This window comes from Yoonia sp. R2331 (genome assembly GCF_041103235.1).
Taxonomy (GTDB): Bacteria; Pseudomonadota; Alphaproteobacteria; order Rhodobacterales; family Rhodobacteraceae; genus CANMYO01.
Genome location: NZ_JBGCUN010000001.1, coordinates 740,628 through 761,898, shown reverse-complemented (window position 1 = coordinate 761,898; position 21,271 = coordinate 740,628). Strand labels below are relative to the sequence as shown.

The window sequence follows — 21,271 nt, the reverse complement described above, 5'->3', positions numbered from 1 at the left end:
CCAAGTCGGGGATCGAGCCACAAGAGGCCGGTTCGAGAAGATCCGCCGAGGTACACTGAAACGAGCGAATACCCTGAGGAGGGAAACACATGCTTAACTTTATCAAGAACTTCCGTAACGACGAAGACGGCGCAGTCACAGTTGACTGGGTTGTGCTGACTGCTGCAATCGTGGCTCTGGGCCTGGTTGTGGGTACGTCCGTCAAGGGCGGCGCCACTACTCTGGCTGCCGACGTTGGCGCTGACCTGACCGCACAGGTTACACCGTAATCATCTTCGTCTGACGATGATTGGGCCGCACCATGTTTGTGGTGCGGCCTTTTTTGTGTCTGACGCTGCTGTCAGACCCGCCAAAGCCCGGCAGCCGACCATTTTGGTCCGCCCCCACCAGGATTTTGGCGACACACTAGAGATAGGAGTTCTGTCATGCGGCAGTATTTCAAAAATTTCCGGAACGACGAAGACGGCGCTGTCACCGTTGACTGGGTTGTCCTGACCGCGGCCATCGTAGCCCTTGGTCTGGTTGTCGGCACCTCCGTGCGCGGCGGTACCACAACACTGGCGGCCGACCTCGGCGCCGACATGACGGCGATGGTCACACCCTAAGCTGTCCTGAATTGGTAGAAGGCTGCGCCCCTCTGGGTGCAGCCTTTTGCTGTTCCAGTTGAATAAAACTCGCGGGAATTTCGCCAAAATGTCGGGCCTGTGCCACGAACGGGCCGCAATCGCGCTTTACGCATAGGTCGTGATTAAAGAAGTGAGGCCCATCATGTGGCATAAATTCAAAGAATTCCGCGCCGATCAGGATGGCGCAATCTCTGTCGACTGGGTCGTGCTGACCGCTGGCATCATGTTGTTTGCCGGTGTGGTTGCGACGCTCGTCAAAGATGGCGCTGTTGATGGCGGCAATGACATCGGTACGCACGTCGCGGCGATGGCAACACCTTAACCCAACGCCAATCATTGGCGAGTAAAGATCAATGTCAGCCCGGATCAACCGGCTGCACTAACGAAACGAGGTACGACAATGCGCGCAGTATTTGGACTGGTATTGGTTCTGGGCATGGGACTTGCGGGTTTCGCAGTTTACATGGTCAAGAACTACATGACCGATCAAGAAGCCGCGTTGATTGCCGAACGTCAGCGCGCGCAGGCCTCTGTGGCCACGGTGGACGTCTATGCGGTCAACCGCGACGTTGCTTATGGCGAACAGTTGACCCTCGAAGACGTGACAGTGGTCAAATACGCCAAAGACTTCTTACCCGAAGGCGTGTTCCACGAAGAAGCGGCGCTATTCCCGCTGGGCACCGAGGTGCCGCGTGCGGCAACCCGCGCGATGTTGGCAAATGAACCAGTTCTGGCTTCAAAAGTGACAGAACCAGGTGAGAATGCAGGCATCACGCAAAGCCTGAAACCCGGGATGCGCGCATTTGAGATTAACATTGGTGCCACGTCCGGCGTGTCCAGCTTTGTTCGCCCCGGCGACCGTGTGGACGTCTATTGGACCGGGACCGTGGGCGGTGGCGCATATGGTGAACCGCGCGAGATTACCCGCCGCATTCAAAACGGTGTGGAGCTGATCGCTGTGAACCAGTCAACAGACTCCGAGCTGGAAAACGATGAGATCCCGCGCACGCTTACTGTCCAAGTTAGCCAGAATGACGTGCTTGGCCTTGCCCAGTTGCAGACAACCGGCACCCTGTCGATGTCACTGGTTGGTGCAGGCGACTTGACCGAAGCGACGGTCGTCGAAGTGGATCAGGCATCACTCCTGGGCCTACAACAACTGGCACCCGAAGCGGCCCCAACCCCGCAGGCGGCACCGCAGACCTGTTCAATCCGTACACGGCGGGGCGCAGAAGTGGTTGAAATCCCGATCCCCTGCACAAACTGACCAGACGTTAACTTTTCCAACAAATTCAAGGGCGCGGCGCTGAAAAGCACCGCGCCCTTTGGTTTTGCCGACTGCCACCTGTTGCTTGTTATCCACATAAAGTCCACGCCCCAAGGCATTGATTCTTGCAATAAATGCGAGGTGGGGGCATGGTCGCCCCTAATGATGGAGAATAATCTCCACGAACGAGGCGTGATCGGAGAGGCAGGTCACTTATGACATACGATAGATTCCTAAAGGCGGCTTTGACCGGCCTGACGTTGGCGTTGACCACAGCACCGACGTTTGCACCGGCAGAGACGTTGCGCGTGATGCGCGGCGCCCCATCGGGCGCATTGAACGTCCCCATGAACCGGGCAGTGGTCGTCGAAAGTGACGTCCCCTTCACCGAACTCAGCATCGCCAATCCTGGCATCGCTGACATTTCATCCCTGTCGGACCGTACAATTTACGTCCTCGGCAAGGAACCGGGCCGCACCACACTGACATTGCTAGGCGCTGATGGGCGTCTGATCACCAATGTTGATGTGCACGTGACCCCCGACATCGCGGAATTCAAGGAACGCCTGCAGCAAATCCTGCCCGGCGAGAACATTGAAGTGCGCACCGCCAACAACGGCATCGTGCTGTCAGGCACGGTCAGCAGCATCGCGCGGCTTGATCGGGCACTTGAACTGGCGCAGCGCTACGCGCCGGATCGCGTATCCAACCTGATGAGTGTCGGTGGCACCCAGCAGGTGATGCTGAAAGTCCGCTTTGCAGAGATGCAGCGCAGCGTCAGCAAGTCGCTGTCATCCTCCATCGGCATTCAGGGCACCGCACTCAGCGGCGATCTTGGGCTGGCGGCGGGTACCAATTCGCTGAATAACTCTGGCGCGCTGAGCAACACCTTTGGTGGTGCGGTTCCAGGCATCAACGACGCCAACGGCGCGTTCCTCTTTGGCTTTAACGCCGGTGGGGTCGAAGTTGGCATCCTGCTGGAAGCGCTTGAAGCACGCGGCGTCGTCCGCACGCTGGCGGAACCGAACCTGACGGCCCTTTCAGGGCAAGAGGCGAAGTTCCTCGCTGGTGGTGAATATCCCGTCCCTGTCAGCCAGACAGACGGTGCAGTCAGCATTCAGTACAAGCCCTTCGGTGTTGAGATGGTCTTTACCCCCCGGGTTGTAGATGGCGACATCATCAACCTGGAATTGGTGGCCGCCGTATCTTCGATTGACGCCACCAACGGGGTCACGATCAACGGCTTTACCATCGACGCCTTCAAACGGCGCGAAACCTCGACCACGGTCGAGATGCGCGACGGCGAAAGCTTTGCGATTGCTGGACTTTTGCAGGATGACTTCACCGATCTGAACGGTCAGGTGCCTTGGGTGGGTGATATCCCGGTCCTTGGTTCGCTGTTCCGCTCGGCCCAATACAGCCGGCAACAGACCGAACTGGTGATCATCGTCACCCCGCATCTTGTCACACCGACCCGCGGCGAGGCCCTGGCCCTGCCCACGGACCGTGTGCAGCCACCCAGCGAAAAGGATCTGTTCCTCTTTGGTCGTGTGGCCGTCGACAATGCCCCATCGACTGGTGGTGCAGGCGAAGTGGCCCGTCAGGACTTTAGCGGTTCCTACGGCTATGTTCTTGACGAATAAGAGAAAAGGGAGCGACGCGATGAAGTATCTTGTGACAGCAGCAGCAGCTTCGGCGCTTCTGGCCGGATGTAGCGAAGTCCAAAACTCCTGGACTGCCTTCAACTCTGAAGCGGGCAGCCAGATCGACACCGGTGACTTTGGCAACGCCTCGATGAACAACATGCTCGTGCAGACGGGGCAGTCCGACTACACAATCAACCTGGCACGGCGCTTCAACAGCGAAGTCAACGCGACGATCAACTTTGCGTTTAACTCGTCAGCGCTGGATGCAGGGGCGCAAGCAACGCTGCGCAAGCAGGCCGACTGGATCAAACAGTTCCCAGAGGTCCGGTTCCGGGTCTACGGGCACACCGATCTGGTGGGATCCGCCGCCTATAACAAGCGTCTGGGCCTGTCCCGCGCAAATGCGGCGGTGAATTTCCTTGTGGGGCAAGGCATCAGCCGCTCACGGCTTGAGGCGGTCGCGTCCTTCGGGGAAACCCGTCCGGTGGTCAACACCGCGGATCAAAACCGCGAAAACCGCCGCACCGTGACCGAAGTGTCCGGTTTCGTGCGCAATCACCCCACGGTGCTGAACGGAAAATATGCCGAGATCATTTTCCGCGACTATGTGGAAAGTGCCATCGCGCGCCCTGATGCAGCCGCCTTGGGTGGCGGTGCCGGTGGCGGCGATTCTGGCGGCTAACCCCGGTTAACAGTTTGTTCACGCTTTACGCCCGCGCTTGTCGCGGGCGTAAACATTTCAGGCCTTTGACCCGTGATCGTCGCAAGATACCGCACAATTACGATCTTTTTGTCCAAATCCCGCCACGTTTCTCGGTGACAACCGCCTCATGGGACCAGTCTGCCCCGCGAAAATCGGGGTAGCGGCACAGGACCACGGATCGTGACGGGGCTTTAACCCTTTAGCGATAGGATTCTGCTGCTCCCCTGAGAGTTAATAAGGATGCACGGCTATGAGCAGCAACGCACAAGTGAAGACCGAAAGCCCCGCAATTGTCGCCTGTACTGTCAGCCGTGACGTGCAGATCTTTGATTTGCTGATTGAGGACATGGAAACCGCGCTTGGCGAAAGCTGGGGCGATCTGGGGTTTGCCGATGCCGTGCCGTTCCTGGCGCAGCCCGAGGCGGACGACCTGCAATTCCTGGCCATCGCGATGGATCATGAGGACGAGGATAACCTTGACCTGATCAGCACCGTGATCAGCGCCGCCAAGGAAAAAGGCATCAAGGTGATCCTGATCACCGAAGACGTCAGCCCCGCGTCACTGCACCAGTTGCTGCGCGAAGGCGGCGATGAATTTGTCCCCTACCCCCTGCCCGAGGATGAGTTGGCAAACGCCATCGAACGCGTCCTGACCCCGCCAGAGGAAGTACCCGTCGCGCCAGAGCTGCAGAACAAGCTGAAGGCGACCGGCGACCACGAAGGTGTGCTGATCGCTGTGCACGGCATGGCCGGTGGCACCGGGGCGACCACGCTTGCGGTCAACCTCGCCTGGGAACTGGCGAACATCGAAAAGGAAAATCCACCGCGCGTCTGCCTGCTGGATCTTGATTTGCAATTCGGGTCGACCTCGACCTACCTGGATCTGCCGCGCCGTGAAACGGTGCTGGAGCTTTTGTCGGACACCGAAGCGATGGATAGCGAGAGCTTTATGCAGGCGCTGCTGTCATTTGAACAAAAGCTGCATGTGCTGACCTCGCCCACGGACATGATCCCGCTGGATCTGGTTTCTGGCGAAGATATCGGTCGCGTCATCGAAGTGGCACGCACCAACTTTGATTATGTGGTGATCGACATGCCATCGACCATGGTCGAGTGGAGCCAGGTCGTGCTGGAAGCCGCACATGTCTATTTCGCCACGATTGAGCTGGAAATGCGCTCTGCCCAGAACACGCTGCGATTGAAGCGCGCGCTGCAATCCGAGGATTTGCCGTTCGACAAGCTGCGTTTTGTGCTGAACCGCGCGCCAGGTTTCACCGATCTGAATGGCAAAAGCCGCGTCAAACGTCTGGCCGAAAGCCTTGGCATCTCGATCGAGGTGCAGATGCCGGACGGTGGCAAGCAAGTGCCGCAGACGGCGGATCACGGATCACCCTTGGGGGTTTCGGCGCCCAAGAATGCACTGCGCAAGGAAATGCTGAAGCTCGCGCAATCGGTTCATGCGGTCAATCAGGCCGAAGTGGCCGAAGCCGGATAAGGGGTCAAACACATGTTTTCCAAGTATAAAAAGACAGGCGACGCAGGCAAGGCCGGGGCCAAGCCGCAACTTGCTGCCGTCGCCCCTGCCCCGACGGAAGAACCGCGCAAATCGCTGATGAAGGCGATGCCCACCAAGGCGGCAGAGGCCGCCCCGATGGACAAAGAGAAAAAGCGCAAAGAGCGGATCGCAGAGATCAAGCTTGAGCTGCACAAGGCGTTGTTGGACAGCCTGAACCTCGCGGCGCTTGAAAACGCCAGCGAGGCGGATTTGCGCAATGAAATCAACGCCATCGCAGCCGAGACGCTGGATGACATGGGCATCGTGCTGAACCGCGATGAACGCCAGACGCTTAGCCAGGACCTGTTCTTTGAAGTGACCGGTTTGGGCCCGCTTGAGACGCTGCTGAAAGACGAAACCGTCAACGATATTCTGGTCAACGGACCGCAACAGATTTTTGTGGAACGCGCCGGTAAACTGGAACTGACCGACATCACGTTCAAGGATGAAAAGCACCTGTTGCGGATCATCGACAAGATCGTGTCGGCGGTGGGTCGTCGTGTGGACGAATCCAACCCTTACGTTGACGCCCGTCTGGCCGATGGCTCGCGTTTCAACGCCATGGTGCCCCCTATTGCGGTGGACGGCAGCCTTGTCTCCATTCGTAAGTTCAAAAAGGACAAGCTGGGCATTGATGATCTGGTCAAATTCGGTGCCTTCACCGAAGAAATGGCCGCTTATCTGCAGGCTGCCGTTGCCACTCGTCTGAACGTTATCGTCTCCGGCGGTACCGGTTCGGGTAAAACAACCACGCTCAACGCGCTGTCGTCTTTCATCGATGACGCCGAACGCATCCTGACGATCGAGGATACGGCGGAATTGCAACTGCAACAGACCCACGTGGGCCGGATGGAAAGCCGCCCGCCCAACGTCGAAGGCAAAGGTGGCGTTAGCCAGCGTGACTGTCTGAAAAACGCCCTGCGTATGCGTCCTGACCGCATTATCGTGGGTGAAACGCGTGGCGAAGAAGTTATCGACATGCTGCAAGCCATGAACACTGGCCACGACGGGTCCATGACCACGATCCACGCCAACAGCGCCCGCGATGGTGTGTCACGTCTGGAAAACATGATTGCGATGGCCGGGATTGAGATGCCGATCAAGGCGGTTCGCTCCCAGATTTCATCTGCTGTGAACCTGATCGTGCAGGCATCGCGTCTGCAAGATGGTTCGCGCCGCATGACCTCGATCACCGAGATCACAGGCATGGAAGGCGACGTGATTTCGATGCAGGAAGTGTTCCGCTATCAGCGTGTCGGCCTGACACCAGACAACAAGATCATCGGTCACTTCACAGCGACTGGCGTGCGCTCGAACTACTCTGAACGCTTCAAGCTTTGGGGCTATGACCTGCCACCAGCGATCTTCGAACCCATGGTCGCGGAGTAAACATTATGATTTCTGCCGAACCCCTTATCTATATTGTTATTTTTGCTGCAGTTCTGGCGCTCGTGCAGGGTGCCTATCTGGTGATCTTCGGCAAATCCATCTCCATGAACGGCAAGGTGAACCGCCGTCTGGAACTGCTTGAAAAGGGCGGCGGCCGCGAACAGGTGCTGGAACAACTCCGCAAGGAGATGACCCAGCACATGAAATCGCAGAGCATTCCACTCTATTCGATTTTGGCAGCCAAGGCGCAGAAGGCGAATATCGCCTTTTCGCCGCCTCAGATTCTTGTGTTGATGGGCATTGTGTCTTTTGTGGCCTTTCTGGGCCTGACCGTCGCAACAGAGGTCAGCATAGCCGTCCGTGCCCTGCTTGGGCCCGCGATGGGTGTCGGCGGCGTGTTCGTCTGGATCAGCTCCAAGGCCAACAAGCGCATGGCGATGATCGAGGAACAGCTGCCCGAAGCGGTGGAATTGATGGTCCGCAGCTTGCGCGTGGGGCACCCCTTTAGCTCTGCCATTTCCATCGTCGCCAAAGAGGTGGCCGACCCCTTGGGCACCGAAATGGGTGTGATCTCGGACGAAGCAGCTTATGGCCGCGACATGGGTGAAACGCTCAAGGCGATGGCCGAACGTTTGGATATGCAGGACATGCGCTTTCTGGCGGTGGCCGTGACGATCCAGCAAACCTCTGGTGGTAACCTTGCCGAAATCCTTGACGGTCTGGCCAAGGTGATCCGCGCCCGTTTCCGTCTGTTCCGCCGGGTCAAAGCAATCACGGCAGAGGCGAAATGGTCGGGCAAGCTGCTGTCGGGTTTCCCGATCCTGGCGCTGATCGGTATCAACGTCATTCAGCCCAACTACTTTGACGAAGTGATGGAGACACCCGTCTTTATCCCCGCCTGTCTTGTGGTTGCGGGCTTTCTGGTCGCAAACCTGATCGTGATGCGCGCCCTTGTGAATATCAAAGTATAAGGTGATCCGTCATGGAATTTGTCGATAAAATCAACACGATGATCACCGATATGCTGGGGCCAAGCGGCCCGCTGCTTTTGGTCGGTTTCCTTGGGATTGTGATGATCCTTGTGACCCTGCCAGTGCTGCTCAAGCGCGAGGCGGATCCGCTGGATAAGCTCAAGACCGCCAACCGCGGTCCGGTCAAGGCCAGCGGCAAGGCGGAAAAGCTGCGCACCCCCACAAGCAAGGACAAGCTGGAAAAGTACTCCAACTTTCTTGAACCACAAGATGCCGAGGAATTTTCGGCCATCAAGCTCAAGCTGATGCAGGCCGGTTACAAAAGCGCGAATGCAGTCCGGTTCTATTACTTCTTCCAGTTCTCGCTGGGCATTCTAGGCCTGATTGGCGGTGCTGCTTACCTGCTGATCAAGATGCAGCAAGGCGAGGTGACCCAGCAGAACATGATGCTGATGGTCCTTGGGCCGGGTGTTGTGGGCTATATGCTGCCGAAATATTGGGTGACCCGTCGACAGGCGACCCGTCAGGAAAACATCACCAATGGTTTCCCCGACGCGCTTGATCTGATGCTGGTCTGTGTGGAAGCGGGTCAATCGCTGGATCAATCCATCATCCGGGTGAGCCGCGAATTGAAATCGGGTTTCCCCGAGCTTGCCGAAGAGTTTGAGATTGTGGCCCACGAGATGAAGGCCGGTAAGGCCAAAGACAGCGTGCTGCGTGATTTGTCAGAACGCGCCGGTGTGCAGGATATCTCTTCCTTCGTGACCGTGCTGATCCAGTCGCAGCAGTTTGGTACATCAATTGCCGATGCGCTGCGGGTCTATGCCTCTGAAATGCGGGACAAGCGGGTGATGCGTGCCGAAGAGGCCGCCAACAAGCTGCCCACCAAAATGACGCTGGCCACAATGATGTTGACGGTGCCGCCGCTTCTGCTCATCCTGATCGGACCTTCGATCTACAACATCGCCCAGAACCTGGGCGGGGGATAAGCAACACATGCAACAATGCCGGGCGATCATCGCCATGGCCCTGATCCTGACCTTGGCCGCCTGTTCTACAGGCGGCTTTGGTGCGTCGAACGACGCAGTCGGCGCACCGGGCGTGGCGGGGACGAGCGACGTGGACGGGCTCATCGTTGGGCATCGCCTGATGGCAGCGGGTGAGTACGAGCTGGCCTTGCGCGCCTATACCCGCGCCGCCGCCCAACAGGGGCTGAATGTTGACACGATGTCGGCGCTTGGCTCTGCGAACCTGAAACTTGGGCGGTTAGGTCAGGCGGAGCGCCTGCTGCGTCGCGCGACCGAGGAAGCCCCCGATTTTCCGGCCGCATGGAACAATCTGGGCGTGATCCTGCTTGAAAAACGCGAATATGCCGAAGCGGTCGAGGTTTTCCGTCGCGCCTTTGCAACGGATAACGGGAATTCCGACCAAATCCGACAGAACCTGGCCCTCGCGCTCGCCAAACTCGAAGATCCGTTTTATGTTGATCCACAACAAAACCAGGGACCAAAACTGGTACGGCGGGGCACAGGCGACTTTGTGATCCTGACCGATCTTTGAAGGCAGAGAGCAGCAAAGGACGCAAAAATGCGCCACCCTATCGTGATGTCATCCTTGATGGCCGCCCTTGTGGCCCTTTCGGCATGTGAAAAATCCGGCGACGCACAGGTTGAACGTGCGCTACAGGACATGAACGTTGTTGATGAAACCAATCTGAATGATGTGATGCTGACCGTGGGCGACCCGGCCGCCGCCGTCACCTATTTCCAGGGGTCCGCCGCCAAAGAACCCGAACGCATTGACCTGCAACGCGGTTTGGCCAAAAGCCTTGTGCGTGCCAAGCGTCCCGCTGACGCGGTCGAGGCATGGGAAAACGTGATCGCACGCAGCGACAGCAACCACGACGACCGGGTTGAACTGGCCGATGCGCTGATCCGCACCAACCGCTGGGACGAAGCCGCGACGATGCTGAACACGATCCCGCCGACCCACGAGACGTTTAAGCGTTACCGGTTGGAGGCGATGGTCGCCGACAGCAAGGAACAATGGGACAAGGCCGACAGCTTTTATGAAACAGCTGCAGGGCTGACCACCACGCCTGCGGGCGTGCTGAATAACTGGGGCTATTCCAAGTTGACCCGCGGTGATTACACCGGGGCCGAGCGCTTGTTCACCGATGCGATCCGCATGGACGGCGGCATCTTCACCGCCAAGAACAACCTTGTGCTGGCCCGTGGGGCACAGCGCAAATATGACCTGCCCGTCGTGCCGATGACGCAGATCGAACGCGCGCAACTGTTGCACACGCTGGCCCTGACCGCGATTAAGCAGAACGATGTGACGATCGGCAAAGGCCTCCTGCGCGAAGCGGTCGACACGCACCCGCAGCACTTTGAAGAGGCGAGCCGCTCGTTGGCCGCGCTTGAAGCGAACGTGACGAACTAGGCGCATGGGCCTGACTGCCAGTGCCGCCGGCTGGTTTCTGCTGGCGGCCGTTCCTTTCGGATTATTCAGCATTTACAGCGACTTGTCGCGCATGAAGATCCCCAATCTGGCGACCGATGGCTTGGCCGCCAGCTATATCATTCTGGGCTTTATCGCCCTGCCATTTGACCTTTATCTCTGGGGCTTTGCCCACTACGCGGTGATGCTGATTGCGGGCATTGCGCTGAATGCCGCGCGGGTGATGGGCGCGGGCGACAGTAAATTCATCGCCGCCGCTGCCCCCTATATCGCCATCGCGGATCTGCGGTTGATACTTTTTTTGTTCCCCGCCGCCTTGCTGGCAGCCTATGTGACCCACCGGGCTGCCAAATACTCGCCCTTGCGCCGTGCTGTGCCGCATTGGGAAAGCTGGCAACAGGGCAAGCGCTTTCCGATGGGCTATCCCCTTGGGATGACGCTGATCCTGTATCTGCTAATCGTGCTGCTGACCCGCTGACTGCCCCAGCAATTCAGCCTTTCGTCCATCATTTCGCCATAAATGCCTGCTCTTTTGTGCCGGAATGCGGTCAATCCACCGTGCAATGGACCAATCAGTGACAGGCGACAGACGATGAACATGGAAACCACCGGCGTTATGGCGCCCCCCGCCCCCAAGGGCCTTGATGGTATGCGTCTGCCTCTGGCGATGATGCGCGATATTCTGATCAAGACGATGTATCGGATGAACTTCAACATGGTGTCCGACATCGCCAAGGCGATCTGCCTGCCGATCCCGGTCACACAGGAATTGGTCGATATGGCGCGCGGGCAACTGCTGCTAGAGGCGACAGGCACGCTGAATGCCAACAACGGCAATGAGATGGGTTATCAGCTGACCGATGCCGGGAAATCCCGTGCCCAGGATGCGCTGCGCCAGTCAGAGTATTTTGGCGCCATGCCGGTGCCATTATCGATTTATCACGAACAGATCAAGCGTCAGTCGATCCGCAACATCCACATCACCAAGGATCAGCTGTTGTCAGCAATGGGTCACTTGATCCTGCCCGATGACCTGCTGGACAATCTTGGCCCCGCGGTGGGCGCTGGCCGTTCGATCTTGATGTACGGCCCGCCGGGCAACGGGAAATCCTCGATCTCGAATGGTATTCGCGACGCGTTGGGCGACAAGATCTATGTGCCCCGCGCCGTGGAATACTCCGGTCAGGTGATCACGGTCTATGACCCGATTGTACACAACGCGGCAGAGGAAGAGGCGCAAGATGCCAATTCGCTGCGCCGCACCACGGGCCGTTTTGACACCCGCTATGTGCGATGCGAACGTCCGACCGTGATTACGGGCGGTGAATTGTCCCTGGAAATGCTCGACCTTGTTTATAACCCGGTCGCGCGGACCTATCAGGCCCCGCTGCAGATGAAGTCGACCGGCGGCATCTTTATCGTGGACGACTTGGGCCGTCAGGCCGAGCCGCCACAGTCACTGGTGAACCGCTGGATTGTGCCGCTGGAAGAGAACAAGGATATTCTGGCCCTGCAATCGGGCGAAAAGTTCGAGGTGCCTTTTGACACGCTGGTGATCTTTTCGACCAACTTCCACCCCAACGCGATCTTCGACATGGCCGCGCTGCGCCGGATTTTCTACAAGATCAAAATTGATGGCCCCTGTCAGGCGGATTTCTTGAAGATTTTCGCGATGGTCGCACGCAAGCGCAAGATGCCGCTGGACGAAGCGACGCTGGTCCATCTGCTAAACAACCGCTACCCCGAAATCGACAACGTCTATGCGAATTATCAGCCGATCTTTTTGATCGACCAGATGATTGCGATTTGCGAGTTCGAGGGGAAACCCTACCACATGTCCCCTGAATTGATTGACCGCGCATGGAACAACATGTTCGTCAAAGAAGAAGACATCGTGCGCTGATGCATTAACACGCATTCAGATTTGCGTATGCATGGCAAGTGCATGGGTTGTGTATGGGATGTGGCTCCGTCATTTTGATGGTCCATGACAGGTTTGCCGCCCCAATTTTCTGACTGGTTTTCGGCCCGTGGCTGGTCAATTCACCCGCATCAGCAGGACATGCTGGATCGGGCGGATGCCCCCGCGCTGTTGCTGATCGCCCCCACCGGCGGGGGCAAGACTTTGGCCGGGTTCCTGCCCACATTGGCAGAGCTGGCGGATGGCCAACATGTTGGAATTCATACGCTTTATGTCTCCCCGCTCAAGGCATTAGCAGCTGACATCAAACGCAACCTGCGCACCCCGGTCGACGAAATGGACCTGCCGATCCGGATCGAGGATCGCACCGGCGACACCTCTGCCACGCAAAAAAAACGCCAGCGCGCGGACCCGCCGCATATTCTACTAACGACGCCGGAAAGCCTTGCGTTATTAACCTCTTACGAGGACGCGCCGCGCATGTTCAAGGGCCTGCAGCGGGTCATTGTGGACGAAATTCACGCGCTGCAGGAAAGCAAAAGGGGCGATCAGCTGATGCTGGCCTTAGGGCGACTGCAACGGCTGGCCCCGGATATGCGGCGCATCGGCCTGTCTGCCACGGTCGAGGACCCGGCTGTGATCGCTAAGTCATTGGCATGTAACCCAGATCCCTGTGAAATCCTGCACGCGGACCCCGGCCCAGACCCTGATATTTCGATGTTGGTCACCGCGGAAAAGCCGCCCTGGTCGGGCGGCGGTGCGGCTTATGCCATCCCCGCGGTGCTTGAACAGGTCCGGCAACACAAGACCACACTGATCTTTCACAACACGCGGGCCCAGGCGGAAATTTTCTTTCATAATCTATGGCTTGCCAATACCGACGACCTGCCCATCGGCATCCATCACGGATCGCTGTCGCGTGAACAGCGCGCCAATGTCGAAGGTGCAATGGTCCGAGGAGAGCTGCGCGCCATCGTCTGCACCGGCAGTCTGGACCTTGGCATTGACTGGGGTGATGTGGATCTGGTGATCCAGATCGGCGCGCCCAAGAACGTCAAGCGCCTGATTCAGCGGATTGGCCGCGCCAACCATCGCTACAACGCACCATCCAAGGCATTGCTGGTGCCCGCCAATCGCTTTGAAGTCATTGAATGTATTGCCGCTTTGGAGGCCGCGAAGGCGGGAGATCTGGACGGCGATCCGCCCGGTCCCGGCCCCCGTGATGTGTTGTGTCAACACATCCTTATCACAGCCTGTGCAGGCCCCTTTGATGCGGATGACCTCTTTGCCGAGGTCCGTACCGTTGGTGCATTTGCAGAACTTACCCGCGCGCAGTTTGATGAATGTCTGGATTTTTGCGCCACCGGTGGCTACGCACTGCGCGCTTATGACAAATGGAAAAGGTTGAAAGAAACCAATGGCCTGTGGCACCTGCGCGACCCCCGCGCCAGCCGCAATATCCGCATGAACATCGGCACGATTCAGGACACCGACACACTGAAAGTCCGCTACAAGGGCAGCTTCAAGCCGCTGGGCGAAATTGAAGAGGGCTTTGCCGCATCGCTGACCCCCGGTGACACATTCCTGATCGGCGGCAAGATTGTTCGCTACGAGGGCCTGCGTGAATTAACGGTCGAAGTCTCGCGCCACGCCGCCAAAAAGCCCAAGATTGCCACCTTCATGGGCACCAAATTTGCCACGTCGACCCAGCTTCAGGCCCGCATCCTGCGCATGATCGAAAGCGGCGACTGGGACGCCCTGCCCGATCACACGCGTGATTGGTTGAACCTGCAAAGGGACCTGTCGAAATTGCCAGAGGCGGATCGCATCCTCGTTGAAAGTTTCCCACATCAAGGCCAGCAGCACACGGTTTTCTACGGCTTTGCAGGGCGTAACGCCATGCAAACGCTGGGTCTTTTGCTAACACAGCGGATGGAAGAACTCTCATTGAACCCGCTTGGCTTTGTGGCGACCGATTACGCCACGATGATCTGGGGGCTTGATCCGGTCACCAACCCTGCACCGCTGATCCAGCCCGATGCTCTGCGCGACGGGTTCGAGACGTGGTTGCAAGGCAATGCGGTGATGAAAAAGACCTTTCGCACTGCCGCCACGATCGCCGGGCTGATCGAACGCAACCTGCCGCAAAGCCGCAAATCCGGACGGCAAGCGACATTCAGTTCAGATATTCTTTACGAAACGCTGGTGAAGTATGACCCGGATCATCTGATGTTGGACATCACAAGGGACGAGGCGCTGAGCGGTCTGGTTGACTTGGGCCGGATCGAGGAAATGCTGTCCAGAACCGAAGGCCGCTTTGACCATGTCGTCCGTGACCGTGTCACGCCATTGGCCGCACCACTGATGCTGGAAGTCGGCCGGGTGCCGATCAAAGGCGAAGGGCGGGAACTACTCGTCGAGCGCGAAACCCAGGCGCTGATGGAGGCGTCAGGCCTCAATACCATTGACGTTCCCGGCACAAAACCGAAATGGCGCGTTGGTTGGTAAACAAATGGTTGATTTGCGGCAAAGCCTGCAGCAAGAACAGATCATGAACGCATATATTTTCAACCTGTCCGGCATCACATTGCACGCTCTGCCCACTGGCGCGCTTTGGGCGCCTGACAGCGGCACGTTGACCGTCTCTGACCTGCATCTGGGCAAGTCTGATCGCATCGCACGGCGGCGCGGGATCATGCTCCCCCCCTACGAAACACGCGCGACGCTCGACAAGCTCGACACACTGCTGGACACCCTCATGCCACAGCGTGTTGTTTGTTTAGGTGATAGTTTCGATGACCTGGATGCGGCGAACAGCCTTGATGAAGTTGAAAAAATGCAACTCGCTCGGCAACAAGCCGGGCGCGATTGGATCTGGATAGAGGGCAACCACGACCCCGGCCCCGTTGATCTGGGTGGGCAGCATCTGAGTGAGCTACCCGATTGCCCGTTGATCTATCGCCACATTGCAATACCAGGCACCAAGGGCGAGATTTCAGGTCACTATCACCCCAAATGCAGTGTGTCGCGCGGCGGCGCGCGACCGGCATTCCTGATTGACGCAGCACGCGTGATCCTGCCTGCCTTTGGCGCTTTCACCGGCGGTTTGCGCGCCAGTCACCCGGCGCTTCAATCGCTGATGCAACCCGATGCAACCGCCGTGCTGACCGGCAAAAGGGCTATGCCCGTGCCCTTGGCGGCAACGTTTTAGGCGGTCAGGCCCTCGGGTTCAGCCAGACCATTGGCACGGCAACAGGCGGTGACAGTGTTGGCCAGCAGACAGGCAATTGTCATCGGCCCCACACCACCTGGCACCGGTGTGATGGCACCAGCCACAGCGGCACAGCTGTCATAGTCCACATCCCCGACCAAACGTGTACCACCTTCTGGCTTGTCGATCCGATTGATGCCCACATCAATCACCGTCGCACCCTCTTTGATCCAGTCGCCCGGCACCATCTGTGGCCGCCCTACCGCCGCCACAACGATATCCGCCTGACGCACAACACCCGGCAAATCCGCCGTGCGCGAATGGGCAATCGTCACTGTGCAGCTGTCATTCAACAGCAATTGCGCCATCGGCTTGCCCACAATGTTAGACCGACCGATCACCACCGCATTCATTCCCGACAAAGACCCGTGATGATCTCGCAGCATCATCAAGCAACCCAGCGGCGTACAAGGCACCATGCTTTTCTGTCCGGTCCCCAAAAGACCGACGTTCGAGATATGAAACCCATCCACGTCCTTGGCCGGGTCAATCGCATTCAGGATCGTGTCGCCGTCAATATGGTCTGGCACCGGCAGTTGGCACAGAATGCCGTGCACGGCCGGATCGTTGTTCAACTGTTCAATCAATTCCAACAGATCCTCTTGCGAGGTCGCCACATCCAGCTTGTGCTCGAAAGAGGCCATGCCAACCTCAAGCGTCTGCTTGCCCTTGTTTCGCACGTAAACCTGGCTGGCGGGGTCTTCACCGACCAAAACAACGGCCAGGCCGGGCACGATCCCGTGTTCTTCCTTTAGCCGCGCAACGTGGTCCGCCACCTTGCCCCGCACCGTGGCCGCAAAGGCCTTTCCGTCAATCACTGTCGCTGTCATCAGTCTTTCTTCCGAATAAAAATATGCCCGCCGGAGGTGACCTTCCGAGACGGCGGGCGGGGCGTTTTGCCCCCCAAACGGGGGGCAAGAGCGGCGCGCGTCGGACCCTAGAACAAGCCTTCGATCTGGCCGTCCGCGTTCAGCATGATGGCCTCCGCCGAAGGCACGCGCGGCAGGCCCGGCATGGTCATGATCTCACCGCAGATGGCAACGACAAAACCGGCCCCGGCAGAAAGCCGCACTTCACGGATCGGAACCGCGTGGCCCGTTGGCGCACCACGCAACGCGGGATCGGTCGAGAATGAGTACTGCGTTTTCGCCATACACACGGGCAGGTTGCCATAACCCTGCTCCTCCCACGCGCGCAACTGATCGCGGATCTTTTTGTCCGCAATCACCTCATCAGCGCGGTAGATGCGCTTGGCGATCGTGTCGATCTTTTCAAACAGGCCCAGATCATCGCCATAGATCGGCGCAAAATTCGCGCTGTCCTGATCGGCAATCTCGGCCACGCGGGTCGCGAGATCCCTGGTCCCTTCGGACCCATGCGCCCAGTGCTTGCACAAGATCGCCTCAGACCCCTGACTTTCGACGAAATCCTTGACCGCCTGAACTTCGGCGTCGGTGTCGGTGACAAAGTGGTTGATCGCCACGACCACTGGCACGCCGAATGATTTGACGTTCTCGATGTGACGCCCAAGGTTCGGGCAGCCTGCGGTCACCGCGTCGACATTCTCAGCCCCAAGGTCTGCCTTGGCCACGCCGCCGTTCATCTTCATGGCACGCACTGTTGCCACAACCACCACGCAAGACGGCGCAATGCCGGCCTTGCGGCACTTGATGTTCATGAACTTTTCGGCGCCCAAATCAGCGCCAAACCCCGCCTCGGTCACCACATAGTCCGCAACCTTCAGCGCCGTGGTAGTCGCTGTGACAGAGTTACAGCCATGCGCGATGTTCGCAAATGGCCCACCGTGCACAAAGGCCGGGTTGTTTTCCAGTGTTTGCACAAGGTTTGGCTGCATCGCGTCTTTCAGCAGAACGGTCATGGCACCGTCGGCCTTGATGTCGCGGCAGTAGACCGGGGTGCGGTCGCGACGATAGGCCACGATGATGTCGCCCAGACGTTTTTGTAGGTCTTCAAGGTTCAGCGCCAGACACAGGATCGCCATGACCTCGGACGCCACCGTGATGTCAAACCCGGCCTCACGGGGGAAACCGTTGGCCACGCCGCCCAGGCTGGCAGTGATCTGGCGCAGCGCACGGTCGTTCATGTCCATCACCCGGCGCCAGACGACGCGACGGATGTCGATCTCAAGTTCATTGCCCCAGTAGATGTGGTTGTCGATCATCGCCGACAGCAGGTTGTGCGCGGATGTGATGGCGTGAAAATCACCTGTGAAATGCAGGTTCATATCCTCCATCGGAACCACCTGCGCATAGCCACCGCCGGCAGCGCCACCCTTCATGCCAAAGCACGGACCCAGCGACGCCTCGCGGATACAGATCGCGGCCTTCTTACCGATCGCGTTCAGGCCGTCACCCAGACCCACGGTTGTGGTCGTTTTGCCCTCACCTGCTGGGGTCGGGTTGATCGCAGTCACAAGGATCAGCTTGCCGTCGTTGTTGCCCTGTACAGAATCGATGAACGACTGGCTGACCTTCGCCTTGTCGTGGCCATAGGGCAAAAGATCATCACTACCGATACCCAGCTTGGCACCAATTTCTTGAATCGGACGCTTTTTGGCTTCGCGTGCGATTTCGATGTCCGACTTGTATTCCATTGCTTTCATCCTGTTGGGGGCGCGAACGCCTGCATCCGTCAGGATATGTCTAGCGAGGTCGTATGCTACGGTGCACCCGGATTACGACATAATCCGCGTCAGAATCGTCGGCACAGGCCGCCGTGGTTTCGGATAAGAAACGCAATGCGCCGATCAACCACGCCAGGCTGGTTGATCCGGGACGTGCAAACGCAGGCGCTGACCGCGCTCAAACAGGCCGGGTCGTTCGACCCAGGCCGTAACCCCGCGCTTGCCGGTCGCTGCCGTTTTGAAAGCTTTACCATGACCGGGGCGATCCTGCTCTATCTCGCGAGCCGGGAAATTGCAGGGGCGGTTTTCCATGTTGATCGTGATGGTCGCCCCGTCAGGGCCCTGAAGTCGCGAGGACGGCGGCACATGGCTGAAATCGGGAATGCCGCGCACCACCAGCGACGCGCCCAGCCAAACCGGGTCAATCGCTTCCAACCCGCAGTCCTTGGCAATCTCGTCCAACTCTTCGGCGCTGAGTACCGACATTTGCCGGACATTCGCGATCTCTGTGCCTTGTGGGTGCTGCGCAATCACGCGGACGCAGGACGCGCGGGTGCGGCCTCCGTGCCGCCCTTCGCCCACCGGGCCGTCAAAGGTCAGTTCCATTGTGTCCACCGCGGCCGCGCGGATCGAGGTGTTATCCGCGACGGTTCCAAGCCAGACGATCTCTCCATAATGGTCGGTTGGGACAAGTTCTGGCATCTGATTCCTCTGTACGCTCGTTGATGAGATCATGCCTAGGCTGCATCGGGACAGAGTTCAAATCACGGATTGTGTTGCCCAGTGTCACGAAAAAGCCGCCCGGATTGGGGCGGCTTGATCGGGTATCAGGTGGACGGTTCCGGCTCCATCCCGCTGTCGGGGGATTTTGGCTTTTTCGGCTTCGTCTTGGGAATCGAGGTGATCGAGGACCCGCCAGAGGGTGGCGTGTCGTCGGCGTCATCACCACGGTTGAGCGGCTCGCCCGCGATTACGCGCGTGATCTCGTTTCCGGTCAGGGTTTCGTATTCAAGAAGGCCCTGCGCCAGACGCTCAAACTCTTCCGATTTCTCCGTCAGAATGCGGCGCGCGGTTTCATAGCCTTCGTCGATCATTTCTTTGACTTTGTCGTCAATGATCTTTTGCGTGGCCGCCGAGTGGTTGGTACCACCGCCATAATTGCCCAGATAGCTGTTCTGCTCGTTGGCGTAATCGACATAGCCCAACTCTTCGGCAAAGCCGAATTGCGTGACCATCGCGCGGGCAATTTTTGACGCCTGCTGAATATCCGATGATGCACCAGAGGTCACGTTTTCAGGGCCAAAGGTCAGTTCCTCGGCCACGCGGCCACCCATCGCCATGGCGATCATGGATTTGTATTTGGTGAAACTGACGCTCAACTGATCGCGTTCCGGCAGGGACAGCACCAGACCCAGCGCGCGGCCGCGCGGGATGATGGTCGCCTTGTGGATCGGGTCATGTTGTGGCGTGTTCAAGCCAACTATCGCATGGCCTGCTTCGTGATAGGCGGTCAGCTTCTTCTCGTCCTCGGTCATGACCATGGAACGGCGTTCGCTGCCCATCATCACTTTGTCCTTGGCGGATTCAAAGTCGATCATCGTCACAAACCGGCGGCCCACGCGTGCGGCCATCAGCGCGCTTTCGTTCACAAGGTTCGCCAGATCAGCGCCCGAGAACCCGGGCGTGCCGCGCGCGATGATGCGCAGGTCGACATCGGGGCCAAGCGGCACCTTGCGCGCATGAACGCCCAAAATCTTTTCGCGGCCCTTGATATCGGGGTTTGGCACCTGCACCTGACGGTCAAAGCGGCCCGGACGCAGCAGCGCGGGGTCCAGCACGTCGGGGCGGTTGGTGGCGGCCACGATGATGATGCCTTCGTTGGCTTCAAAACCGTCCATTTCGACCAGCAACTGGTTCAGCGTCTGTTCACGTTCGTCATTCCCGCCGCCATAACCGGCACCACGCGAGCGGCCCACGGCGTCAATTTCGTCGATGAACACGATGCAAGGCGCGTTTTTCTTGGCCTGTTCGAACATGTCGCGCACACGTGATGCACCGACACCGACGAACATTTCGACAAAGTCCGAACCCGAGATGGTGAAGAACGGCACGCCAGCCTCACCCGCGATGGCGCGGGCGAGCAGCGTTTTACCGGTGCCCGGAGGGCCCACCAGCAGCGCACCTTTGGGGATTTTGCCGCCCAGGCGGCTGAATTTCTGCGGGTTGCGCAGGAATTCGACGATTTCTTCAAGCTCTTCCTTGGCCTCATCGATGCCTGCGACCTCGTCAAAGGTGACGCGGCCATGCTTTTCGGTCAGCAGCTTGGCCTTGGATTTGCCAAAGCCCATCGCGCCGCCACGGCCACCGCCCTGCATCCGGTTCATGAAGTAGATCCAGACGCCGATCAGTAGGATGAAGGGGCCCAGCGCAAAAAGGAAACTCGACAAGGCCGATTGTTCCTGACTTTGCGCCTGCACCGGGATGTCGCGTTCGATCAAAAGGTCGGTCACCTCCGCGTCGCCCGGTTTGATCGTCACATAGTCGCGGCCATCGGTCTTGCGATAGCGGACCTGTTCGCCATCCAGCGTCACCTGCGTGACGGTGCCGCCTTCGACGGATTCAACAAATTCCGAATAGCTTTGGCTATTGCTCAGCCCGTTGTTGGCCCCGCCGTTGAACAGCTGGAACAGCGCCAGCACCAACAGAAACAGGACGACCCAAAAGACGAGATTACGTGCGTTGCCCAAGACAGGCTCCTTTAACAGCGGAAGATCAGCCGGGGGGAGTCGGACCCCCGCATTGACCTTAAAATAGA

General features: G+C 58.5%; 20 protein-coding genes. 16 read left to right on the top strand and 4 right to left on the bottom strand.

Going from position 1 to position 21,271, the window contains the following annotated elements:
* The first annotated feature begins 89 nt into the window (after positions 1-89).
* The 16 genes from AB3Y40_RS03850 to pdeM all read left to right on the top strand — a co-directional run bounded on the left by AB3Y40_RS03850 (position 90) and on the right by pdeM (position 15,752).
* Complete coding sequence (locus AB3Y40_RS03850) at positions 90-269, top strand: Flp family type IVb pilin (protein ID WP_369437483.1); 180 nt, start codon at positions 90-92, stop codon at positions 267-269.
* A gap of 156 nt (positions 270-425) precedes the next feature.
* Positions 426-605, top strand: a complete 180-nt coding sequence (locus AB3Y40_RS03845) for a Flp family type IVb pilin (protein WP_369437482.1) — start codon at positions 426-428, stop codon at positions 603-605.
* Between the two features lie 163 nt (positions 606-768).
* Complete coding sequence (locus tag AB3Y40_RS03840) at positions 769-948, top strand: hypothetical protein (RefSeq protein WP_369437481.1); 180 nt, start codon at positions 769-771, stop codon at positions 946-948.
* Positions 949-1,026: 78 nt separating this feature from the next.
* A complete protein-coding gene (gene cpaB / locus AB3Y40_RS03835; protein WP_369437480.1) occupies positions 1,027-1,893 on the top strand; it encodes a Flp pilus assembly protein CpaB in 867 nt (288 codons plus the stop codon).
* 215 nt (positions 1,894-2,108) lie between these two features.
* Positions 2,109-3,536, top strand: a complete 1,428-nt coding sequence (locus AB3Y40_RS03830) for a type II and III secretion system protein family protein (RefSeq protein ID WP_369437479.1) — start codon at positions 2,109-2,111, stop codon at positions 3,534-3,536.
* Positions 3,537-3,555: 19 nt separating this feature from the next.
* On the top strand, positions 3,556-4,221 hold the full coding sequence (locus AB3Y40_RS03825; protein ID WP_369437478.1) for an OmpA family protein: 666 nt from the start codon (positions 3,556-3,558) through the stop codon (positions 4,219-4,221).
* A 271-nt stretch (positions 4,222-4,492) separates the two neighbouring features.
* On the top strand, positions 4,493-5,737 hold the full coding sequence (locus AB3Y40_RS03820) for an AAA family ATPase (protein ID WP_369437477.1): 1,245 nt from the start codon (positions 4,493-4,495) through the stop codon (positions 5,735-5,737).
* A 12-nt stretch (positions 5,738-5,749) separates the two neighbouring features.
* Positions 5,750-7,186 (top strand): CpaF family protein, encoded by a 1,437-nt coding sequence (locus tag AB3Y40_RS03815; protein WP_369437476.1) that lies wholly within the window; start codon positions 5,750-5,752, stop codon positions 7,184-7,186.
* 5 nt (positions 7,187-7,191) lie between these two features.
* Positions 7,192-8,157 carry a type II secretion system F family protein gene (locus tag AB3Y40_RS03810; protein WP_459553962.1) on the top strand — a complete coding sequence of 322 codons (966 nt, stop codon included), beginning with the start codon at positions 7,192-7,194 and terminating at the stop codon, positions 8,155-8,157.
* An 11-nt stretch (positions 8,158-8,168) separates the two neighbouring features.
* The gene (locus tag AB3Y40_RS03805; RefSeq protein WP_369437475.1) at positions 8,169-9,146 is read left to right on the top strand and encodes a type II secretion system F family protein; all 978 of its coding nucleotides are present in this window, start codon (positions 8,169-8,171) and stop codon (positions 9,144-9,146) included.
* Between the two features lie 7 nt (positions 9,147-9,153).
* The gene (locus AB3Y40_RS03800; RefSeq protein ID WP_369437474.1) at positions 9,154-9,717 is read left to right on the top strand and encodes a tetratricopeptide repeat protein; all 564 of its coding nucleotides are present in this window, start codon (positions 9,154-9,156) and stop codon (positions 9,715-9,717) included.
* 27 nt (positions 9,718-9,744) lie between these two features.
* Complete coding sequence (locus tag AB3Y40_RS03795; RefSeq protein WP_369437473.1) at positions 9,745-10,602, top strand: tetratricopeptide repeat protein; 858 nt, start codon at positions 9,745-9,747, stop codon at positions 10,600-10,602.
* Between the two features lie 4 nt (positions 10,603-10,606).
* A complete protein-coding gene (locus AB3Y40_RS03790) occupies positions 10,607-11,098 on the top strand; it encodes an A24 family peptidase (protein WP_369437472.1) in 492 nt (163 codons plus the stop codon).
* Positions 11,099-11,212: 114 nt separating this feature from the next.
* Positions 11,213-12,523 (top strand): ATPase, encoded by a 1,311-nt coding sequence (locus tag AB3Y40_RS03785; RefSeq protein ID WP_369437471.1) that lies wholly within the window; start codon positions 11,213-11,215, stop codon positions 12,521-12,523.
* Between the two features lie 84 nt (positions 12,524-12,607).
* Entirely contained in the window at positions 12,608-15,049 is a 2,442-nt protein-coding gene (locus AB3Y40_RS03780) for a ligase-associated DNA damage response DEXH box helicase (RefSeq protein ID WP_369437470.1), read from the top strand.
* Positions 15,050-15,092: 43 nt separating this feature from the next.
* The gene (pdeM, locus tag AB3Y40_RS03775) at positions 15,093-15,752 is read left to right on the top strand and encodes a ligase-associated DNA damage response endonuclease PdeM (RefSeq protein ID WP_369437469.1); all 660 of its coding nucleotides are present in this window, start codon (positions 15,093-15,095) and stop codon (positions 15,750-15,752) included.
* Here the strand turns inward: pdeM and folD are convergent.
* The 4 genes from folD to ftsH form a co-directional block, all read right to left on the bottom strand.
* Positions 15,749-16,642, bottom strand: a complete 894-nt coding sequence (gene folD / locus AB3Y40_RS03770; RefSeq protein ID WP_369437468.1) for a bifunctional methylenetetrahydrofolate dehydrogenase/methenyltetrahydrofolate cyclohydrolase FolD — start codon at positions 16,640-16,642, stop codon at positions 15,749-15,751. The two genes, pdeM and folD, sit on opposite strands and share 4 nt — an antisense overlap.
* 107 nt (positions 16,643-16,749) lie before the next feature.
* A complete protein-coding gene (locus tag AB3Y40_RS03765) occupies positions 16,750-18,426 on the bottom strand; it encodes a formate--tetrahydrofolate ligase (RefSeq protein ID WP_369437467.1) in 1,677 nt (558 codons plus the stop codon).
* A 153-nt stretch (positions 18,427-18,579) separates the two neighbouring features.
* The gene (locus tag AB3Y40_RS03760) at positions 18,580-19,158 is read right to left on the bottom strand and encodes an MOSC domain-containing protein (RefSeq protein ID WP_369437466.1); all 579 of its coding nucleotides are present in this window, start codon (positions 19,156-19,158) and stop codon (positions 18,580-18,582) included.
* A 125-nt stretch (positions 19,159-19,283) separates the two neighbouring features.
* Positions 19,284-21,203, bottom strand: a complete 1,920-nt coding sequence (ftsH, locus tag AB3Y40_RS03755) for an ATP-dependent zinc metalloprotease FtsH (RefSeq protein ID WP_369437465.1) — start codon at positions 21,201-21,203, stop codon at positions 19,284-19,286.
* Positions 21,204-21,271 lie beyond the last annotated feature (68 nt).